The organism is Tritonibacter aquimaris (genome assembly GCF_009617595.1).
Classification (GTDB): Bacteria; Pseudomonadota; Alphaproteobacteria; order Rhodobacterales; family Rhodobacteraceae; genus Epibacterium; species Epibacterium aquimaris.
This window is the reverse complement of the sequence record NZ_WIXK01000002.1, coordinates 401018-418663: the sequence shown is the minus strand read 5'-3', so window position 1 is coordinate 418663 and position 17646 is coordinate 401018. Positions and strand designations below refer to the sequence as shown.

The 17646-nt window shown below is 58.6% G+C and carries 19 protein-coding genes; 10 read left to right on the top strand and 9 right to left on the bottom strand.

Annotated features, from left to right (window positions below):
* Positions 1-6: 6 nt before the first annotated feature.
* Both GG681_RS05580 and GG681_RS05575 read right to left on the bottom strand, forming a co-directional pair.
* Positions 7-342: a DUF2794 domain-containing protein gene (locus GG681_RS05580; protein WP_153545932.1), complete on the bottom strand. Its 336-nt coding sequence runs from the start codon at positions 340-342 to the stop codon at positions 7-9.
* A gap of 59 nt (positions 343-401) precedes the next feature.
* A complete protein-coding gene (locus GG681_RS05575) occupies positions 402-1064 on the bottom strand; it encodes a TetR/AcrR family transcriptional regulator (protein WP_153545930.1) in 663 nt (220 codons plus the stop codon).
* A 229-nt stretch (positions 1065-1293) separates the two neighbouring features.
* On the opposite strand from GG681_RS05575, the gene GG681_RS05570 reads away from it, so the two are divergent.
* From GG681_RS05570 to GG681_RS05555, 4 genes are all read left to right on the top strand, one after another.
* Entirely contained in the window at positions 1294-2223 is a 930-nt protein-coding gene (locus tag GG681_RS05570; protein WP_153545928.1) for an AEC family transporter, read from the top strand.
* 119 nt (positions 2224-2342) lie between these two features.
* Positions 2343-3176 carry an S-formylglutathione hydrolase gene (gene fghA / locus GG681_RS05565; protein WP_153545926.1) on the top strand — a complete coding sequence of 278 codons (834 nt, stop codon included), beginning with the start codon at positions 2343-2345 and terminating at the stop codon, positions 3174-3176.
* Positions 3177-3191: 15 nt separating this feature from the next.
* Positions 3192-4700, top strand: coding sequence for a Si-specific NAD(P)(+) transhydrogenase (sthA, locus tag GG681_RS05560; RefSeq protein ID WP_153545924.1), 1509 nt, complete (start codon positions 3192-3194; stop codon positions 4698-4700).
* Positions 4697-5149: a YaiI/YqxD family protein gene (locus GG681_RS05555; RefSeq protein WP_328593275.1), complete on the top strand. Its 453-nt coding sequence runs from the start codon at positions 4697-4699 to the stop codon at positions 5147-5149. The genes sthA and GG681_RS05555 overlap by 4 nt, the downstream gene beginning before the upstream one ends.
* Here GG681_RS05555 and GG681_RS05550 read toward each other — a convergent pair.
* The gene (locus tag GG681_RS05550) at positions 5140-5478 is read right to left on the bottom strand and encodes an NIPSNAP family protein (RefSeq protein ID WP_153545922.1); all 339 of its coding nucleotides are present in this window, start codon (positions 5476-5478) and stop codon (positions 5140-5142) included. The genes GG681_RS05555 and GG681_RS05550 overlap by 10 nt on opposite strands.
* Positions 5479-5642: 164 nt before the next feature.
* Here GG681_RS05550 and GG681_RS05545 point away from each other — a divergent pair, with 164 nt between their 5' ends.
* Both GG681_RS05545 and GG681_RS05540 read left to right on the top strand, forming a co-directional pair.
* Positions 5643-6584, top strand: coding sequence for a DMT family transporter (locus GG681_RS05545; protein ID WP_153545920.1), 942 nt, complete (start codon positions 5643-5645; stop codon positions 6582-6584).
* Between the two features lie 22 nt (positions 6585-6606).
* A complete protein-coding gene (locus GG681_RS05540; RefSeq protein WP_153545918.1) occupies positions 6607-7233 on the top strand; it encodes an HAD family hydrolase in 627 nt (208 codons plus the stop codon).
* 179 nt (positions 7234-7412) lie between these two features.
* Here the strand turns inward: GG681_RS05540 and GG681_RS05535 are convergent, their stop codons facing one another.
* The gene (locus GG681_RS05535; RefSeq protein ID WP_153545916.1) at positions 7413-8672 is read right to left on the bottom strand and encodes an MFS transporter; all 1260 of its coding nucleotides are present in this window, start codon (positions 8670-8672) and stop codon (positions 7413-7415) included.
* A gap of 271 nt (positions 8673-8943) precedes the next feature.
* On the opposite strand from GG681_RS05535, the gene zapE reads away from it, so the two are divergent.
* On the top strand, positions 8944-10017 hold the full coding sequence (gene zapE / locus GG681_RS05530) for a cell division protein ZapE (RefSeq protein WP_153545914.1): 1074 nt from the start codon (positions 8944-8946) through the stop codon (positions 10015-10017).
* A 144-nt stretch (positions 10018-10161) separates the two neighbouring features.
* Here the strand turns inward: zapE and GG681_RS05525 are convergent, their stop codons facing one another.
* The 3 genes from GG681_RS05525 to GG681_RS05515 all read right to left on the bottom strand — a co-directional run bounded on the left by GG681_RS05525 (position 10162) and on the right by GG681_RS05515 (position 13411).
* The gene (locus GG681_RS05525) at positions 10162-11424 is read right to left on the bottom strand and encodes a bifunctional folylpolyglutamate synthase/dihydrofolate synthase (RefSeq protein WP_153545912.1); all 1263 of its coding nucleotides are present in this window, start codon (positions 11422-11424) and stop codon (positions 10162-10164) included.
* Between the two features lie 72 nt (positions 11425-11496).
* Complete coding sequence (accD, locus tag GG681_RS05520; protein WP_153545910.1) at positions 11497-12447, bottom strand: acetyl-CoA carboxylase, carboxyltransferase subunit beta; 951 nt, start codon at positions 12445-12447, stop codon at positions 11497-11499.
* A gap of 61 nt (positions 12448-12508) precedes the next feature.
* On the bottom strand, positions 12509-13411 hold the full coding sequence (locus GG681_RS05515; RefSeq protein WP_153545908.1) for a CPBP family intramembrane glutamic endopeptidase: 903 nt from the start codon (positions 13409-13411) through the stop codon (positions 12509-12511).
* A gap of 176 nt (positions 13412-13587) precedes the next feature.
* Here GG681_RS05515 and GG681_RS05510 point away from each other — a divergent pair, with 176 nt between their 5' ends.
* The 3 genes from GG681_RS05510 to GG681_RS05500 all read left to right on the top strand — a co-directional run bounded on the left by GG681_RS05510 (position 13588) and on the right by GG681_RS05500 (position 15693).
* The gene (locus tag GG681_RS05510; protein WP_153545906.1) at positions 13588-14415 is read left to right on the top strand and encodes a hypothetical protein; all 828 of its coding nucleotides are present in this window, start codon (positions 13588-13590) and stop codon (positions 14413-14415) included.
* 126 nt (positions 14416-14541) lie between these two features.
* Complete coding sequence (locus GG681_RS05505) at positions 14542-15303, top strand: DUF6478 family protein (RefSeq protein WP_153545904.1); 762 nt, start codon at positions 14542-14544, stop codon at positions 15301-15303.
* 12 nt (positions 15304-15315) lie between these two features.
* Positions 15316-15693, top strand: coding sequence for a hypothetical protein (locus GG681_RS05500; RefSeq protein ID WP_153545901.1), 378 nt, complete (start codon positions 15316-15318; stop codon positions 15691-15693).
* Between the two features lie 22 nt (positions 15694-15715).
* Here the strand turns inward: GG681_RS05500 and GG681_RS05495 are convergent, their stop codons facing one another.
* Both GG681_RS05495 and GG681_RS05490 read right to left on the bottom strand, forming a co-directional pair.
* Positions 15716-16459: an isocitrate lyase/PEP mutase family protein gene (locus tag GG681_RS05495; protein WP_153545899.1), complete on the bottom strand. Its 744-nt coding sequence runs from the start codon at positions 16457-16459 to the stop codon at positions 15716-15718.
* A complete protein-coding gene (locus GG681_RS05490) occupies positions 16456-17520 on the bottom strand; it encodes a bifunctional transcriptional activator/DNA repair enzyme AdaA (protein WP_153545897.1) in 1065 nt (354 codons plus the stop codon). Before GG681_RS05490 ends, GG681_RS05495 begins: the two co-directional genes overlap by 4 nt.
* Between the last annotated feature and the right edge of the window lie 126 nt (positions 17521-17646).

Below are 17646 nucleotides of genomic sequence, written 5' to 3'. Positions count from 1 at the left end.
GGTTGATCAGTCGATCGCGCGAATGAGTTTGCGTTCCAGCACCCGCAGCACCGCGCGCAGATCCTGCCCACGTTTCAGGGTCTGACCATCCATACCTACCACCGCATACTGGCCCTGACGCAGGCGCAGCCTGGGGCGTTTCTCGATCCGGTAAAGTGGGGTTTCAGCGGTCCGGCGAAACACGGAAAACACCGCCAGATCCCTGAGGTTTGAAATGCCGTAATCACGCCATTCACCTGCGGCCACCATCCGGCCGTAGAGCGATAAAATGACCTGCAGTTCACGCTTGTCAAAGGCCACCTGCGCATCCGGCGCAGAGGCTCCAATCTGTTGAAAGCTCATATGCTTAGCCTGCGGTGGCCGCGCCGATAAATCAAGCTTTTTCCCAAAACCGCACCAGTTCAGAGCGCCGCGTTTGGCCTGTGACGGGCCAGAAACATTCCCACTGCGGCACGGGCCACGCGGTCTTGTTCTTCTTCAGAAAAATCACGTTCATGCAGAAACACTGCCCTCAGCAGCAGATCCGCTTTGCACAGTTCCACAAATTGTTCCGCCGCCAATTCAAGGTCGCCGATTGTGAACTGACCCGCGGCCTGCGCCTCTTGCAGATAGGCCAGCACCTCGGCCCGCACAGACAGGGGACCGCTTTCGTAAAACAGCTTGCCCAGCTCGGGAAACCGCGCGGCTTCTGCCACGCAGATGCGAAACATCTGTTGCGATACTTCTGAAATATATGTGCCCATAATCTGGCGCGCGATCTGATAAAGCGCCTTTTCCGGCGGCGATCCCGGTGCAACCGGCTCACCGGCGGCTTCGGTCTGGCGCTGGCATTCGGTGCGCACGACCTCGCTGAACATCAGCCGCTTGTCGGGGAAATAGCTATAGATCGTTGCCTTGGACACCGAGGCTTCACGCGCGATATCGTCGACGCTGGTTGCCTCAAACCCTTGTGACATAAAGAGTTTACTTGCGCCTTCTAGCACCTGATCGAATTTGCGACCCCGTCGCTGGATGGATGGTGCCTGTTTGGCTGCCTGGCTGGGGGTACTGTCGTCAGTGACCATAGCGTGTTCCGTTTTGATCCGTTTTTTCCCAATTTAGGCCAAGGCAGGCAAAAGGGACAAGCTGGCTCAAGGAAACTTGTATTGATGCAGCCTGAAATCGCTATTTTCTGCCCCTCTGGCGTTGCACAGACGCATAGGTCGCACAGTGTTTTCACCCGAATTGGTCATTTTTTGTAACCAGTTCACGATCTCGCTTTGCCTTTTGCACATTTGCCGCTAGCACTCGGGTATGTTGGATGTTTTTCTCAGAACGCTGCCCTTTTTTATTATCATCGGATTGGGTTTTGGGGCTGCGCGCAGCGGGTTTCTGCCTGCGTCGGCCACCGCAGTGCTGACAAAATTTGTTTTTTTCTTCCCCCTGTCCGCGATGCTGTTTCGCTTTGCGGCCAATCTATCCATTGATGAGATCTTCAACGTTGAATTGATGATGGCCTATCTGGTGGCAACCTTTGCCACCTATGGTCTGGCGCAGCTGGTGGCCTATCGGCGCAAGCTCAGCCTGCCGGTCGCCGCCGTCGAAGCGCAGTGTTTTGCCACCGGCAACACCGGGTTTCTTGGTCTGCCGATGATGGCGATCCTGTTTGGAGAGGCCGCAATTGGCCCGATGATGCTGATTGTCAGCATTGATATGGTGGTGTTTTCCTCGTTGATTGTGGTGCTGATCACCATCGGACGCGGGCAGAGTTTCAGCCCTGCGGGGGTCTGGCGCATTCTGCGCAGTGTGTTGACCAACCCATTGATTGTGTCGATCAGCGCGGGGCTTATGTGGTCAGCCTGGGCGCTGCCGATGCCTGCGCCAATGGCGGATTTCCTGAACATCATGTCCGGTGCCGCCACCCCCGGTGCGCTGTTTGCCATTGGCGCGTCGCTGGCGGTGAAATCAACCGAGCGCATGCAAACCGCGGCCTGGCTCAGCTTTGGCAAACTGGTGGTGCATCCAATCGCAATGGCGGTCTGCGTGCTATATCTGTTTCCGGTTGACGCGTTTCGGGCGCAGGTTGCCATCGCCGCTGCCGCCCTGCCCGCGGCGGGCAATATCTTTATGATTGCGCAGTACTATGGCGTTGCCCCACAACGCGCATCAGCTGCGATTTTCCTTTCAACCGCCGCGTCGATTGTGACATTGCCGCTGGTGATCGCCTGGGTTTCCGCGCTTTAAGCCGCCAAATTCAGACAAAAGCAATCATTCCACGCAAAAACTCCCCGCGTCAGTAAGCATGTGCTGGACGGGTCACCTTTGGCCCGTTAGCGGTATGGCACCAAGGTAGGAGGCGATTCATGGAAACCCTTTCAGAAAACAAAGCATTTGGCGGCACCCAGGGCGTCTATCGTCACCGCAGCGCGGCCACCAATTGCGACATGACCTTTGGTTTGTTTCTGCCCGAAGAAGCCCGCGATGGCCCGGTGCCGCTGCTCTGGTATCTGTCGGGCCTGACCTGCACCCATGAAAACGCCATGACCAAAGCGGGCGCACAGGCCTGGTGTGCCGAGCAAGGCATTGCAATTGTATTTCCAGACACCTCGCCCCGTGGCGAAGGTGTGGCCGATGATGAAGCCTATGATCTGGGCCAGGGCGCCGGGTTTTACGTGAACGCAAGCCAAGATCCCTGGGCCCCCCATTTCAACATGTGGGACTATATCGCCGAGGATCTGCCTGCATTGCTTGCTGAGAATTTCGCGCTGGATATGACGCGTCAGTCAATCACCGGCCATTCGATGGGCGGACATGGTGCGCTGACACTGGCGATGGGCCTGAAGGGGCGGTTCAAATCAGTCTCTGCCTTTGCGCCAATCTGCAACCCCAGCGCAAGCGACTGGGGCCGCAAGCAGCTCAGCGCTTATCTTGGCAGCGACGAAAGCAAATGGGCCCGCCATGATGCAACGCTGCAAATGCGCACCGAGGGTTTTGCCGGGCCGGTTCTGGTTGATACCGGCACCGAGGATCAGTTTCTGGATCTGCTGAAACCTGAATCCTTGGCCGAAGCCGTCAATACCCGTCGCCAACAGGCAACTTTGCGCCTGCAGCCGGGCTATGACCACAGCTATTACTTTGTATCCACCTTTATCGAAGAGCACGTCGCCTTCCACGCCGACGCGCTCTACGCCAGCTAACAAGGAGCCCCTGATATGAGCGATTTTGACTACGACCTGATTGTCATCGGCTCCGGCCCTTCCGGGCGCACCGCCGCCATTCAAGCGGCTAAGCTCAAACGCCGGGTGCTGGTGATCGACCGCAAAGATCGTCTGGGTGGGGTTTCTGTGCACACCGGCACGATCCCGTCAAAGACCCTGCGCGAAACCGTATTGAACCTCACCGGTTGGCGCGAGCGCAGCTTTTATGGCCGCTCCTACCGGGTGAAAGATCAGATCAAGGCCGAAGATCTCAAGGCGCGTTTGCATATGACGCTCGACTATGAGGTCGATGTGCTGGAACATCAGTTCAACCGCAATCACGTGGAAACCCTTGCGGGTATGGCGCATTTTGTTGGGCCCAATGAGGTTGAGGTCGAAATCGAAGCGGGCGACACCACCCGTGTCACCGGCGAGAAATTCCTGATCGCCACCGGCACCCGCACCTATCGCCCGGATTATGTGCCCTTTAACGGCACAACCGTGGTGGATGGGGATGAATTCCTCGAAATGGCCGAAATCCCACGCTCGTTGATTGTTGTGGGCGCCGGCGTGATCGGGGTGGAATATGCCACCATGTTCTCGGCGCTTGATGTGCGCGTCACGCTGGTTGAACCGCGCGAGACCTTCCTTGATTTCATCGACCGCACATTGATCGAAGAATTCACCCACCAGATCCGCGAAAACGGCGTGGATCTGCGTCTGGGCTCTGCGATTGAATCGATTGACGACGAAGGTGACCATATTGAAATCACGCTCGCCAATGGCCGCCATATCCGGGGTGATATGCTGCTGTTTGCAGCGGGCCGGATGGGCAACACCGAGCGGCTGAACCTTGATGCGGTCGGGCTGCAAACAGATCACCGCGGCCGCCTAGAAGTAGAGCGCAAGACCTACCAAACCAAAGTGCCTCATATCTATGCCACTGGGGATGTGATCGGCCACCCGTCGCTGGCGTCGACCTCGCTGCAACAGGGCCGGGTTGCCGCCTGCCACGCGCTGGAAACCCCAACCGTCCCCGAAAGCCCCTGGTTCCCTTATGGCATCTATTCGGTTCCGGAAATGTCCACCTGCGGCATGTCCGAAGAAGAGCTGAAAGAGCGCGATGTACCCTATGAAGTGGGCATCGCCCGTTTCCGCGAAACCTCACGCGGGCACATCATGGGGCTGGAACATGGCATGTTGAAGATGCTGTTCTCGCTCAAAACCCGCCGAGTGCTGGGTGTGCAGATCGTTGGCGAAGGCGCAACCGAGCTGATCCACATTGCCCAGGCGGTGCTGAACCTGCAGGGCACGGTGGATTACTTTGTGCAAAACACCTTCAACTACCCCACCCTGGCCGAAGCCTATAAAATCGCGGGCCTTGATGCGTTCAACCGGATGCCCATTCCGGAAGAATACAAAGTGCCCTCTGCAGCGAAGCCAAAAAAGGCCGCAGCCAAAAAATCAGATGCAAAGCGCGACACTGATAAACCGGCTGCCGATAGCACCAAGGCGGCTGAGTGAGCGCGCTTTATATTGATGCGGACGCCTGCCCGGTGAAAGCCGAGGCAGAGCGTGTCGCCACACGCCACAAGATCCAGATGTATGTGGTCTCCAACGGCGGGCTGCGCCCGTCGCCAAACCCATTGGTGCAAACAGTGATTGTGTCAGAGGGCGCGGATGAGGCCGACAAATGGATCGCTGAGCGCTGCGGCGCAGGGGATGTGGTTGTCACCGGTGATATCCCGCTGGCGGCCAAATGCATTGAAACAGGCGCGCGGGTGCTGCGCCACAATGGCGAACGGTTCACGCCAGCCAATATCGGCCAGCAGTTGGCGATGCGCGATCTGATGGCAGATCTGCGCGCCGCCAACCCTTTGGGCACACAGGGCGGTGGCAAAGGTTTCACCAAGGCCGACCGCTCCCGGTTTCTTGATGCGCTGGAACGCGAATTGCGCGCGGCTCAATCCTGATCGTCACGCAGGGCCTGTAGATCCCCCTCCAGCACCGGACGCAGAAACTGCCGATCATAGCGGCGGATGATTTTATGGCGGGCCGCATAGGCAAAAGCCGCCTGGCAATCCGCGTCCTGCAGGCTTTGCACCCGATAGGTTTCATAAGCCGCAAGCGAGGGAAAACTGAACAGGGCCACCGCCAGATCACTGGCACCTTCATGGGGCAGAAAATAGCCAAGATGGGTGCCGCCAAACCGCGCCACCAGCGGGATCCAGGCCTTTGCATAGATCTCGAATTTCGCCAGTTTGTCCGGGTCGATCTCATAGGTGAGGTAACAGGTGATCATGGCCGCATGTCTTTCTGTGCTGTTGACGGGCCAAGGATACAGCGACCCGGCGCGCGGGAATAATGATGATCTTTGCCCCACACATTCACAGGGCTTGATGCATCACCGCAAAGCCCCTACCACTTCGATGAAGTGTACCACCCCTATGGTGAAAGACAGCTGCGATGGCCCCAGAAAACCAAGGAAAACTCATCGCCATTTTGGCAGCGGTCGGCGGCGCGGTCAGCTTTTCGATCATTGATATGCTGTTCAAGTTTCTGTCTTCGGATTATCCGCTGTATCAGGTGGTGTTCATCCGCTCGCTGGTGGCAATGGCACTGCTGCTCATGGTGTTGACACCCCTCGCGGGCGGGATGAACCAGCTCAGAACCCGTAGGCCCCGGCTGCAGCTTTTGCGGGCTGGTCTGGTTTTGGGGGCCAATCTGACGTTTTTCACCGGGCTTGCGATCATGCCCCTGGCCGAAGCGGTTGCGATCAGCTTTGCCACCCCGCTGATTGTCACGGTGCTGTCGGTCTTTGTGCTGCGCGAACACGTCGGCCCCTGGCGCTGGAGCGCGGTTGCAGTGGGGTTTCTCGGCGTGCTGGTGATCATGCGCCCGGGTGGGGACAGTTTCCAATGGGCCGCGCTGCTGCCGCTGATCGGGGCCTGCGGCTATGCGGGCATGCATGTGCTCAGCCGCCGCATTGGTCCGGTGGATGCAACCGTGGCGCTGTCATTTTATCCGCTCTGCGCCTTTTTGCTGCTGAGCGCGCTGGCCGGCCTCATGTTTGGTGATGGCCACTGGCAGGGCGATGGTGGTGAGATCGCGGGGTTTCTACTGCGCGCCTGGAGCTGGCCCAGTTCGGGTGAATGGCCGCTGTTTATTGGCGCGGGGCTTGCGGGCTCCATGGGCGGCTATCTGATCAGCCACGCCTATAAAACCGCCGAAGCCGGGCTGATTGCACCGTTTGAATATATTGCGCTGCCACTGGCGATCCTCTGGGGGGTGCTGCTGTTTCAGGACTGGCCCGAACCGCAAGTCTGGATCGGCGCGCTGTTGATTATTGGCGCCGGACTTGTTTCAGTCTGGCGCGAAAGCAAACACGGGCAAACACAACCTGCCTGACAGATCGATCAAAGGACATTTGATGACGGATACAATTAAAGCGGTGGTCTTTGACCTCGGCCGCGTGCTGATCACCTGGGAGCCGGAGCAATTCTATGACACCCAGATCGGCGAAGAACGCCGCACAGCGTTTTTTGACGAGGTTCCCATTCATGAGGCCAATCTCGACGTGGATCGTGGCGCACCGCTGAAAGAAACCATCTACGCCCTGGCAGAGGCGCACCCCAAATGGGCAGACGAAATCCGCATGTGGCACGATCGCTGGCTGGAAATGGCCAGCCCGCGCATCCCGCATTCCGTACGCCTGCTGCGCGCCTTGAAAGCCAAGGGTATTCCGGTGCTGGCGCTGACCAATTTTGGGGTTGAGACCTTTGAAATCGCCAAGGGGGAATATGAGTTTCTATCTGAATTTGACGAGGCCTATGTCTCGGGCCATCTGAAATGCATCAAACCCGACGCTGAGATCTATGCCCATCTGGAACAGGGCAGCGGTTATCGCGGTGCCGAGCTGATCTTTGCTGATGATCGCCCCGAAAACATCGACGCCGCCGCGGCGCGGGGCTGGCACACGCATCTGTTCACCACCCCAAAAGGTTGGGCGGATCGGCTGGTTGCAGAAGGGCTGCTCAGCCCTGAGGACGCGCAATAGGGCCAGGTGCTCCCGCCCATTTTCGATCTGAAGATCTCATCTGGTTGGGCCTCGCGCCGCTAACGCGGCGCGGGCGAACCGTTCCGGGATCGCTTCGCGCGACGCAGCCCACTTTGTGCGCAAACGCAACCTCTTCACCTTTTTAAAAATACTCCGGGGTCCGGGGCAGCGCCCCGGCGTTACGCAGCCGCCGCCTGCAGCGGCCGTTCGCGCACCGGCAGATGCACAATTGCGCTAAAGGCACCAACCGCCACCCCAATCCACCACACAAAGGTGTAATCGCCATAGGTGTCATACATGCGCCCGCCGAGCCACACGCCCAAAAACCCACCAAGCTGATGGCTGAAAAACACGATCCCATAAAGCGTGCCCATATAGCGCAGCCCGTAGATATGCGCGATCAGCCCCGAGGTCAGCGGCACCGTGGCCAACCACAGTGATCCCATCAGGATCGAAAACACCACAACCGACATCGGCGTGATCGGCATCAGGATAAAGCCACCCGCCACCACGGTGCGCGCCAGATAGATCCCCGCCAACAGGTATTTCTTGGAAAACCGCTTCCCGGCCCAGCCCGCCATCAGCGTGCCACCCACATTGGCCGCCCCGATCAGCGCTATCGACACCGCCCCCAGCGCTGAGGTGCTGGTGACCCCTATTCCATGCAGAATACTTCCGGGCAAAATCGGCCCACACATCTCGGTCACAAAGGCCGGGAAATGGGCGGTGATAAACGCCAGCTGATAGCCACAGCTGAAAAACCCCAAAAAGATCAGCGTATAGCTGGGATCCTTCATCGCCTTGCGCAGGATCCCGCCAAGGCTCTCTTCCAGCTCAGCCTTACTCGCCATCGCAGGTGCACGCATCAAAGGCAGCGTCAAAATGAGCGCAAGCACAACAGTTGCAAAGATCATAAACACCATCTGCCAGCTGAGAAACGAAAGCAGCCATTCCGCCGTCGGCGCACCAAAAATCTGCCCCGCAGACCCGGCCGCAGTTACAATTGCCAGCGACATCGAACGGTTCTCATCCGAACTTGCGCGCCCAACAACCGCAAGCACCACGCCAAACCCGGTGCCCGCAATGCCAAACCCCACAAGCCATTCATAGGCCTGCATCGCCTCGGCCGTGGTGGCGCCTGCGCTCAGCACCAGACCAGTTGCATAAACAATCGCCCCCAGTACAATTGCCTTACGGTCTCCTATCCGCTCGGCCAGCGCGCCAAAAATGGGCTGGCCGATCCCCCAGGCGAGGTTCTGAATGGCAATCGCCAGCGAAAACTCTGCCCGCGCCCAGCCAAATTCCTCGGCAATGGGGATCTGAAACACTCCAAATGAGGCGCGCACCGCAAAGCTGACCATAATAATGATGCAGCCCACGATCAAAACCGGGGTAAACAGGGGCAAGGGGGCGCGCTCTGCGCTGGCAGATTGGGTCATCTGGCGTCCTTTCAAAGCTTGCGCTCAAACTAAGCGGCACATGCGGCCAGTCAAATCAGAAAAAATGCGGGTGAGAGTCAGGAAAATTGAACTGACGCTGCGTGCCGCCGCAATTATGCGCGCGTCACCGCAGCTTTTGCCGTCTGTGCTGCCCACTTCTGTGCACATTTAGCACGCTAAACCTCTTTGAAATAAAGATGTGATCTAAAAATTCCTTACGCGAACCCATCGCTTTCTTTTCAACTCGGCAACGAGAGGCTATGGCACTGCCATGACCACATTTCATGCACTCTACCAGTCCAAATTGGACGCGGGCGAAATTCGCCCGGATCCAGCCCAGACCGCCGTTATTCCGCTGTTTGATCGCATCGGCGAAGAGCTGAGAGCCACCCCGGTAAAACGCGGCTTGTTTCGCAAAGCACAGCCGCAAAGGGTAAAAGGCCTTTACCTATGGGGTGGGGTTGGACGCGGCAAATCCATGCTGATGGATCTCTTTGTGGAAAGCCTGGGCGATATCCCCTGCCGCCGGGTGCATTTCCATGCCTTCATGCAGGAAATCCACGCCAAGATGCATGTGGCGCGGCAGAAAAACACCGCAGATGCATTGGCCCCGGTGGCGCGGGAAGTGGCACAATCGGTGCGGCTTCTGGCCTTTGATGAGATGCAGATCACCGATATTACCGATGCGATGATTGTGGGCCGCCTGTTTGAAGCGCTGTTTGAAGCCGGGGTGACGGTGGTAACAACCTCAAACCGGGTGCCCGATGATCTCTATAAGGACGGGCTGAACCGGCAGCTGTTTTTGCCCTTCATTGAGCTGATCAAACAACAGCTTGAGGTCTGGGAAATGGTGTCGCCCACCGACTACCGTCAGGATCGCCTTACAGGATCGCAGGTATACTTTACCCCGATCGACGGCGCGGCACGGGCGCAGATCCAGGCAATCTGGGAAGATCTGTCCGGCGGCGGCAGCGCAGATCCGCTGCAGCTTGAGGTTAAGGGCCGTCTGGTGGAACTTCCGGCGTTTCGCAATGGGGTGGCACGGGCGCGCTTCTTTGATCTGTGCGGCAAAATGCTGGGCCCGGGCGATTATCTCGCCATTGCGGCTGAGGTAAAAGTACTGATCCTCGAAGACATCCCAAGCCTCGGGCGGGAAAACTTCAATGAGGTCAAACGCTTTGTTACCCTGATCGACGCGCTCTACGAGGCACGGGTGCGGGTAATCTGTTCCGCCGCTTCCGAGCCTGAATTCCTGTACCGCGAAGGCGAAGGCGTGTTTGAATTTGAACGCACCGCCAGTCGTCTGCGCGAAATGCAGGACAAGGACTGGGGACAGGACGCTTAAGGGGCTTTGCCCCTCTTGGCTGCGCCAATTCACCCCAGAGTATTTCGGAAAAGGTGAAGAGGGGCGCGCCGCGCAAGCGGCGCTACGCCCAACGGGATGAGATCTTTAGATCGAAGACGGGCGGGAGTGCTCCCCCTGCCCGTGTCATCCGTTTTCGCGCAGAATATGGCCTGCAAGATACAGAGAGCCGCAGATCAGGACACGCGCCTCAGGATCGGTGATCTGTGCAAGCGCGTCTTCTACAGAATCTGCCACATGCGCGTCCAACCCAACCGATTGCGCCGCAGCACAGGTTTCTTTTGCACTCAGCGTGTTCACCTCATCGGGAATAGACACACCAATCAGGCTCTCCGCCACCTCCGCCAGCGGGCGCATATAGCCTGCCGTGTCTTTGGTATTGAGCATGCCACAAATCAAATGGGTCGGTCGTTTCGGCAGGGTTTTCAACAATGCCGCAATTGCGTCGCCTGCGGCCGCGTTATGGCCGCCATCCAGCCACAGCTCAGCGGAACCCGTGCGCTCCACAAGAGGGCCGGTTTTCAACCGCTGCATCCGCGCTGGCCAGACGGCACCCACCACCGCCGCCTCACAGGCGACGTCATCCGCACCCATATGGCGCAGCACCGCCAGCGCCGCACCGGCGTTTTGGATCTGATGCGCGCCCAGAAGCGCAGGCAAAGGCAGATCCAGCAGACCCCGATCATCTTGAAACACCAGTCGGCCGCGCTCTTCCCAGACGTGCCAGTGCTGACCATAGGCAATCACCGGCGCGCCAAGACGCGCGGCCTCTGCCTCGATCACCTCTAGGGCTTCATCCGGCTGCGGGCCAACCACAACCGGCACGCCGCGTTTGATAATACCTGCTTTTTCCGCGGCAATCTTGGCCAGCGTATTGCCCAGAAACTGCTCATGGTCGATGGAGACCGGCGTGATCACCGAAACCTCGGGCGTCACCACATTGGTGGCATCCAATCGCCCACCAAGCCCCACTTCCAGCAGGGTGTAATCCGCAGCCACACGTGAAAACGCCAATAGGCCCGCCACGGTGGTGATTTCGAAATAGGTGATGTTTTCACCCGCATTGGCGGCGTAGCAATCATCCAGCGTTGCCACCAGATCAGGCTCTGAAATCAGCGTGCCCGCCAGGCGGATACGTTCGTGAAACCGCGCCAGATGCGGCGACGTATAGGCGTGAACCGATTTACCCCAGCCCTCAAGCCCCGCGCGCAGCATCGCCTGAGTGGAGCCTTTGCCATTGGTGCCCGCAATATGGATCACTGGTGGCAGGTTTTCCTGCGGATTACCCAAGGCCCCCAGCAGCCGCCAGACCCGATCCAGCGTCAGATCAATGATCTTTGGGTGCAGCGCCATCATCTGGGCCAGAATGTCATCAGAACGTTTGGTCATGGCAATCCGCCTTTCTTACAAAAAAGCCCGCCAAAATCAGGCGGGCCCTTTAATCATCTCAGTTTAGACGCGCTAGCTGGTCTGTTCTGCCGTGTCGGCGGCAGTTTCTGCTGCACTTTCGTCATTTTGCGCTTCATCTGGCGTGGGTGCGGGCAGATCTCCCACCACCTGCGGCGGCTGTTTCATCAGCATACGGATGATTTTGATCAGCTCATCGCGCATCGCGGTGCGTGAAATCACCCGATCCAACATGCCGTGATCCAGCAGATATTCTGCGCGCTGGAACCCTTCGGGCAGTTTTTCACGAATGGTCTGTTCAATCACCCGCGGACCGGCAAAACAGATCAACGCATTGGGTTCAGAAATATGCACGTCACCCAGCATCGCATAAGATGCGGTCACACCCCCGGTGGTGGGGTGGGTCAGCACCACAATATAGGGCAGCCCGGCCTCTTTCAGCATCTGCACTGCAACCGTTGTGCGCGGCATCTGCATCAACGACAGGATGCCTTCCTGCATACGCGCACCACCAGCAGCAGAAAACAGCACCAGCGGGCGCTTCAGCTTTACGGCTTCTTCGGCAGCGGCAATGATCGCATTGCCCACATACATGCCCATAGAGCCACCCATGAACGAGAAGTCCTGCGCCGTGGCAACAATTGGCGTGCGCCCGATTTCACCACGCGCCACCAACATGGCCTCGGTCTCTTCGGTCTTTTTCTGCGCCGCTTTCATCCGATCAGGGTATTTCTTCTGATCGCGGAATTTCAGCGGGTCGGCAACCGGCTCTGGCACCTCAACTTCGGTGAAGACACCACCATCAAACAGCGCCTCAAACCGCGCGCGCGGGGTGATGTGCATATGGTGGTTGCAGCTGGTGCAGACCATCTGGTTGTCGCTCAGCTCGCGATGAAACAGCATCACGCCGCATTCATCACATTTCTTCCACAGGTTCTCAGGGACTTCACGGCGCGAGAAGATCGAATTGATCCGCGGCCGGACGTAGTTGGTGATCCAGTTCATATCATGCCTTCACAAGGGGCGGTTTGGACCATCAAATAAGGTGAGTTTGCACCAATTGCAATCAGGCCCTGATCGCCAAACGCGCTGTCAGCCAAGAAACCAGCATCACCGCAAAGTCCACCATCAACCAGGGGCGAAGCTGTTCTGCGTCACTCATCTCATATGGGAGCAGATAAAGCGCCAGCCCGCCCAGGCTGCTGGGGCTGCCAACGATCAAAAGCGCCACGATATTGTTGGCAAAATGCACCGCGATCGCCGGGCCAAGACTGCCCGCGCGCGCCGTCAGATCTGCCATCAGCAGGCCAAAGATCCCGGCCCAAACCGCAATCAGCACCGCATTGTCGCCCGCCTCCTGCGGCAGGTAATGCCCATAGGCAAACAGCATGGAGGGCAGCCCCATCCAGACCCAGCGCGCATTGAACCGCGCCGCCAATGTCTGTTGCAGATAGCCGCGAAACAGCAGCTCTTCGGCCTCAACCTGTATCAGCACACAGATCAGCGCCAGCGGCAGATAGTGCAACCATTGCCCCAGCGGCAGATTAGGCTCTAGCGGGGTGCCAATGCCAAAGGGCGGCAGCGCCATCAACACCACCATCAACAGCCCAACAAACACCAAGGTGCGGCGGAATTGATACAGCACCCGCGGCATCGGCCCCAGCAGGCTCACCGCGCTGCGCCATTGCATCAGCCGGGCGGCAAAAATCACCCCAAGGCTTACAAAGGCAAACCCACCCAGCACCGCAAGCATACTGCCCGGCGTTTGACCCGCAGACAGAGTAACCGGATCCGCACCGCTCCATAGGGCCAGCACAAATAAAAGATTGGCCCCGATCATCAACATCGCCGCCACCAGAACCAGCCCGATCAGCAAACGCCACAGCGCAGGCTGACGGCGCGCAGGGGCCACAAGATCTTCGTGGGGCGCATAGGCCTCAGGGCTGGGAAGCAAAATTGATGGAGCCATAATGCCCGCATGAAAGGCCACATCCCCGCGTTGATGCAAGCGCAAACTGCTGCAAATGAGCAAGCCCGCGCCGAAACGACGCTGCGATCTTTGTTCCGGTGCAGCTGTTGCTTGATCCGCGCCAAACCGCCGTCTATTGCAGAGGGCATAAGGATTTGACCAGAAGGACAACCGACGTGGCGCGCGCTATATTTTTTGCATCGATCAAGACCCTGCGCCGCCGACTGACAGGCCTGTTTGCATTGCTGACCATTGCCGCTGTTGCGGGCTGTTCAACCGCTGATGGGCTGTCTTTTGCGTCGCGTTCTGCGGATCTCGGACGCAGCGCCCAGAACGGGCTGAAAGAGATCCGCCTGAACACAAACCTGGGTGCCAGCCCCGTGGTTCTGGCCGCGCCCAAGGGTTTTTGTTTTGATCAGCGCAGCCTTGAACGCAGCGATAGCGGTGCCTTTGCGCTTCTGGTGCGCTGCGACAGTCTCAACCCGTTGGAGCGGCGCTCGTTTTTTCGCCGTTCAGAACCGGGCGAAACCGCACTGATCACCGCCACGATCTCGGATGCGCTGGAGACACCACCGGTTGCTGATCTCGATCTCATTCTTGGGGCGTTTTCCAACGCCGAGGTAATTTCCAAACACCCCGACAACCTGTTGCCGCTGGCCAAATTGGATCTGCCCGCCGCTGCTGTTCCCGGCTCCAGCAGCACCCAATGGCGCGGGGCTTTGGCCCTGAATGACCGGCTGGTTGCGCTGGCGCTTTATGCCCCGGCTGATAGCGACTACCTTGGCAGTGCGGGGGCTGCATTGCTGCGTGACATGGCGCGCCAGTCTCACGCCCGCTCGCGCGCAACAACGCCGGTCAAAACCTCTGCGCTGCAACCTGCAACAGGCCCAAATTCGCGCCCCAGCTCCGAACCAGACACAGCCGCCGCAGCAGGTACACCCCTGCCAACCGCGCTGCGCCCGAAGTTGCGCCCCAGCCTGCCGCCCGCGCAAAACACGCTCTGATATCGCATCTAAATTCCCCAAACGACGCCCCTAGGGCGCGATTGGTGGTTTGTCACATCGCACAACCTTGGTTAGATTGGCCCCAACCGGGCAGAACGCCCAATTTGAAAACGGATTGAGGTCGAGATGGGGCAGTTGCTCTCCCGGATATTGCACCAAAGAAGCTGGCGTTTCTGGCGCAATGCTGCACGCTCCGCGCGTCAGGCACCGGTGGGTGATCTGCGCCGCAACCTGTCTCAGGCGCATCGTCTGCGTCAGGAGCTGGATCAGGTGATCCACATTGGCGAATCCCGTCTGGCCCTGCCCAAAATCGGCTCCACCCGCTTTCCCAAACCCCATGGCACTGACTGGTCCTGGCGGCCGGAACTCTGGCGTGGCCCATTGGCGAAACCGGGCCTGTCATCGGTGCAGAACAAGGCCAAACTGGGCTCAGAGGTGCAGCTGTTTCACGACTGCCCCAATTCCGAAATCACCCTGCGCCAGCTGCGCAACCTGCGCGAAGCCGATCTGGCCCCCTTTGCACTGCGCATGGATGTGTTTCAATTCAGCGGCTCCTTCCTCAGCCTGGTGATCGATCTGCCCGCAGATGTCACGAACGGGCTGACGCGCGATCACCTGATCCGGATGAACTGCAACATCGAAAGCGAGCAACCGATTGAAATCTTTGCCCGTCTCAATGTGCAGCACGGCCCAAACACCGAACAATTGGTACGTGAATTCAATTCAGGCCAAAAAGATCAGACCATCGAATTTGAACTCGCCTACAGCCAGATCAATGAAAAACGTATCGAAAAGCTCTGGCTTGATCTGATCTTTGAAACCCCTGATCTCAATCAGGTGGTGCTGCGCGATCTGACCTTTTTGCGCCTGCCGCGCGCCCCCTATTAACCGGAGCCAGCCATGAGCGATCTCAGCCTGCAGAAAATCCGCTTTGCCAATGGCCAATGGGAAGGCCTGATCGAAGGGCAGCCCGCCTATGGTGGCCGCCCCAATATTGAGGTGCGCCTGTTTGATGAACTGGTCAAAGACGCGCGCCTCACCGAAGGGGACGAAGCCAACAGCTGGAACATCTACGTGCCGATCCCGCCCCACGCCATTGCAGATGGCGTGCAGACATTTGTGATTTATGACACAGCAACCGAAAGCAAACTGGGTGAATTTGCCCTGATTGGTGACACCCCGACCAGCAATGATCTGCGGGCCGAGGTGGAATTGCTGCGCGCCGAGCTTGATATGCTCAAACGCGCGTTTCGCCGCCATTGTCTGGAAACAAGCTAAGCCTGCGCTTTGATCCGGTGTTCTAATCCAGCGCTTTGAAATGCTCCTCAAGCACGGCCATCAGCTTGGCATGGGGGATTGGGCCATAGCTTGCCCGCGCTGCCCCCGCGTCGCGCGCCTGCTCAAGTGAAAAACCACGCATAAACGCATTCACCGGCAGCGGGCTTTCGGCGCAGAGTTTCGCCAAAAGATCCCGGTTGCGCAGCCCCGGCACAAAGAAACAATTGGCCCCGGCCTCATTATAGGCTGCGGCACGCTCCAACGCCTCACCAACCAGGGCGTCGTGTTTGTCCACGTCTTGTTCTTTCAAAAACAGATCAGTGCGGGCGTTGATAAAAATGTCTTTATGCCCTGCTCGCACCGCCGCCACCCGCGCCTGCTGGGTTTTGATGTCATAAAGCCCTGCGCCGCCCACGATCTGATCTTCAAAATTCAGACCAATTGCACCGGTTTCAGCCAGACGAGCCACGTTTTGGCTCAGCTCTTCGGGGGCGCTGGCATAGCCACCTTCAAAATCAATGCTCACCGGCAGATCGGTGCTGTCGACGATCTGTTTTGCCGTTTGCAACAGGCGCTCCAGCGGGATTTTCTCCCCATCGTCATAACCCTGCGCCGCCGCCAACGGGTGGCTGCCACTGGCAATCGCCTGTGCACCTGCCGCTGCAATGACGCGCGCGCTGCCCGCATCCCAGATATTGTAGATCACCACTGGCGCGCCCGGTTGGTGCAGGGCTGCAAAGGTTTTTGCGCGATCCGCATAACTCATGCGACATTCCTTTCCTGATAAGTTCTTTCCACGTCGATCAGCCGCCGCTTCCGCCAAAGCCCACCGCCATAACCGGTGAGATCTCCATTGGCCGCAAGCACCCGATGGCAGGGCACAATGATCGCCAGCTGGTTTTTCCCATTGGCGCGCGCCACCGCACGGGTGGCATTGGGGCGGCCCATCTGTTCGGCCAGGGCGCTATAACTGCGGGTTTCACCGGCGGGGATCTCTTGCAGAACCTGCCAGACCTCGCGCTCAAATTGGGTGCCATGCAGCGCGCAGGGCGTTTCAAATCGCGCGCCCTTCCCTTTGAAGAACCGCTGCAGCTCTTCGCTGATCTGCGCCCCGACATCGGTGCGGCCAAACCCCAGCCCGCCGGGTTGGCTGGCCTGCAACCGTTTGACTTCGGTGGGTAAGGCCTTGCGATCAAAGAACTCCAACAGGTGCAATTTATGGGCGCAGCTGATCGCGACCATGTCCCCAAGCGGCGTGTCGATCCACTCCGCCTTGAGCAGCGCATCCTGGCGAAACACACCGGGCGCGAGCCCCACCCGTTTGGCAAAGGCCGCGCGAAAGGCGCTGGCACTGTCAAAGCCCGCATCAATCTGCGCTGCAATCACCGGCTCACCTTCTTTCAGGCTGGTAAACCCTTCGCGCAGCCGCCGCTGCCGCGCCATTTCCAGAAATGTCATGCCAAACTGGCGCTTAAAGGCCCGCCGCACGGTCGATGGATCATAGCCCATGGTGACAATATCCGCCTCCCCCCAACGTCGCCCCGGAAACCGTTCCAGCGCCGCAAGCAATGGCGCGACCAACGGGTGATCCCCCGCCGCCTGATGCAGCGGTTTGCAGCGTTTGCAATCACGAAACCCCGCATCAATGCATTCGGCAATAGAGCCATAAAACCGTGTGTTTTCGAACTTCGGCTTACGGGCGCTGCAGGTCAGGCGGCAAAAGATCCCGGTTGAAGTCACCCCCACCCAGGCGCGCCCCTCATAAGCAGGGTCGCGGCGCAGGAGGGCCTCATACAGGATCTGAGAATCAGGCAGGTCAAACATCATGCCCAACCCTAACCCAAGCCGCGGATCTCCTACGCCGAAAATCGGGCAACCATTTTTTTGCGCGCCTTTTCCAACAAAAAAGACCACCCCAAAGGGTGGTCTCGTGCAGCCAGTGCACAGCTGATG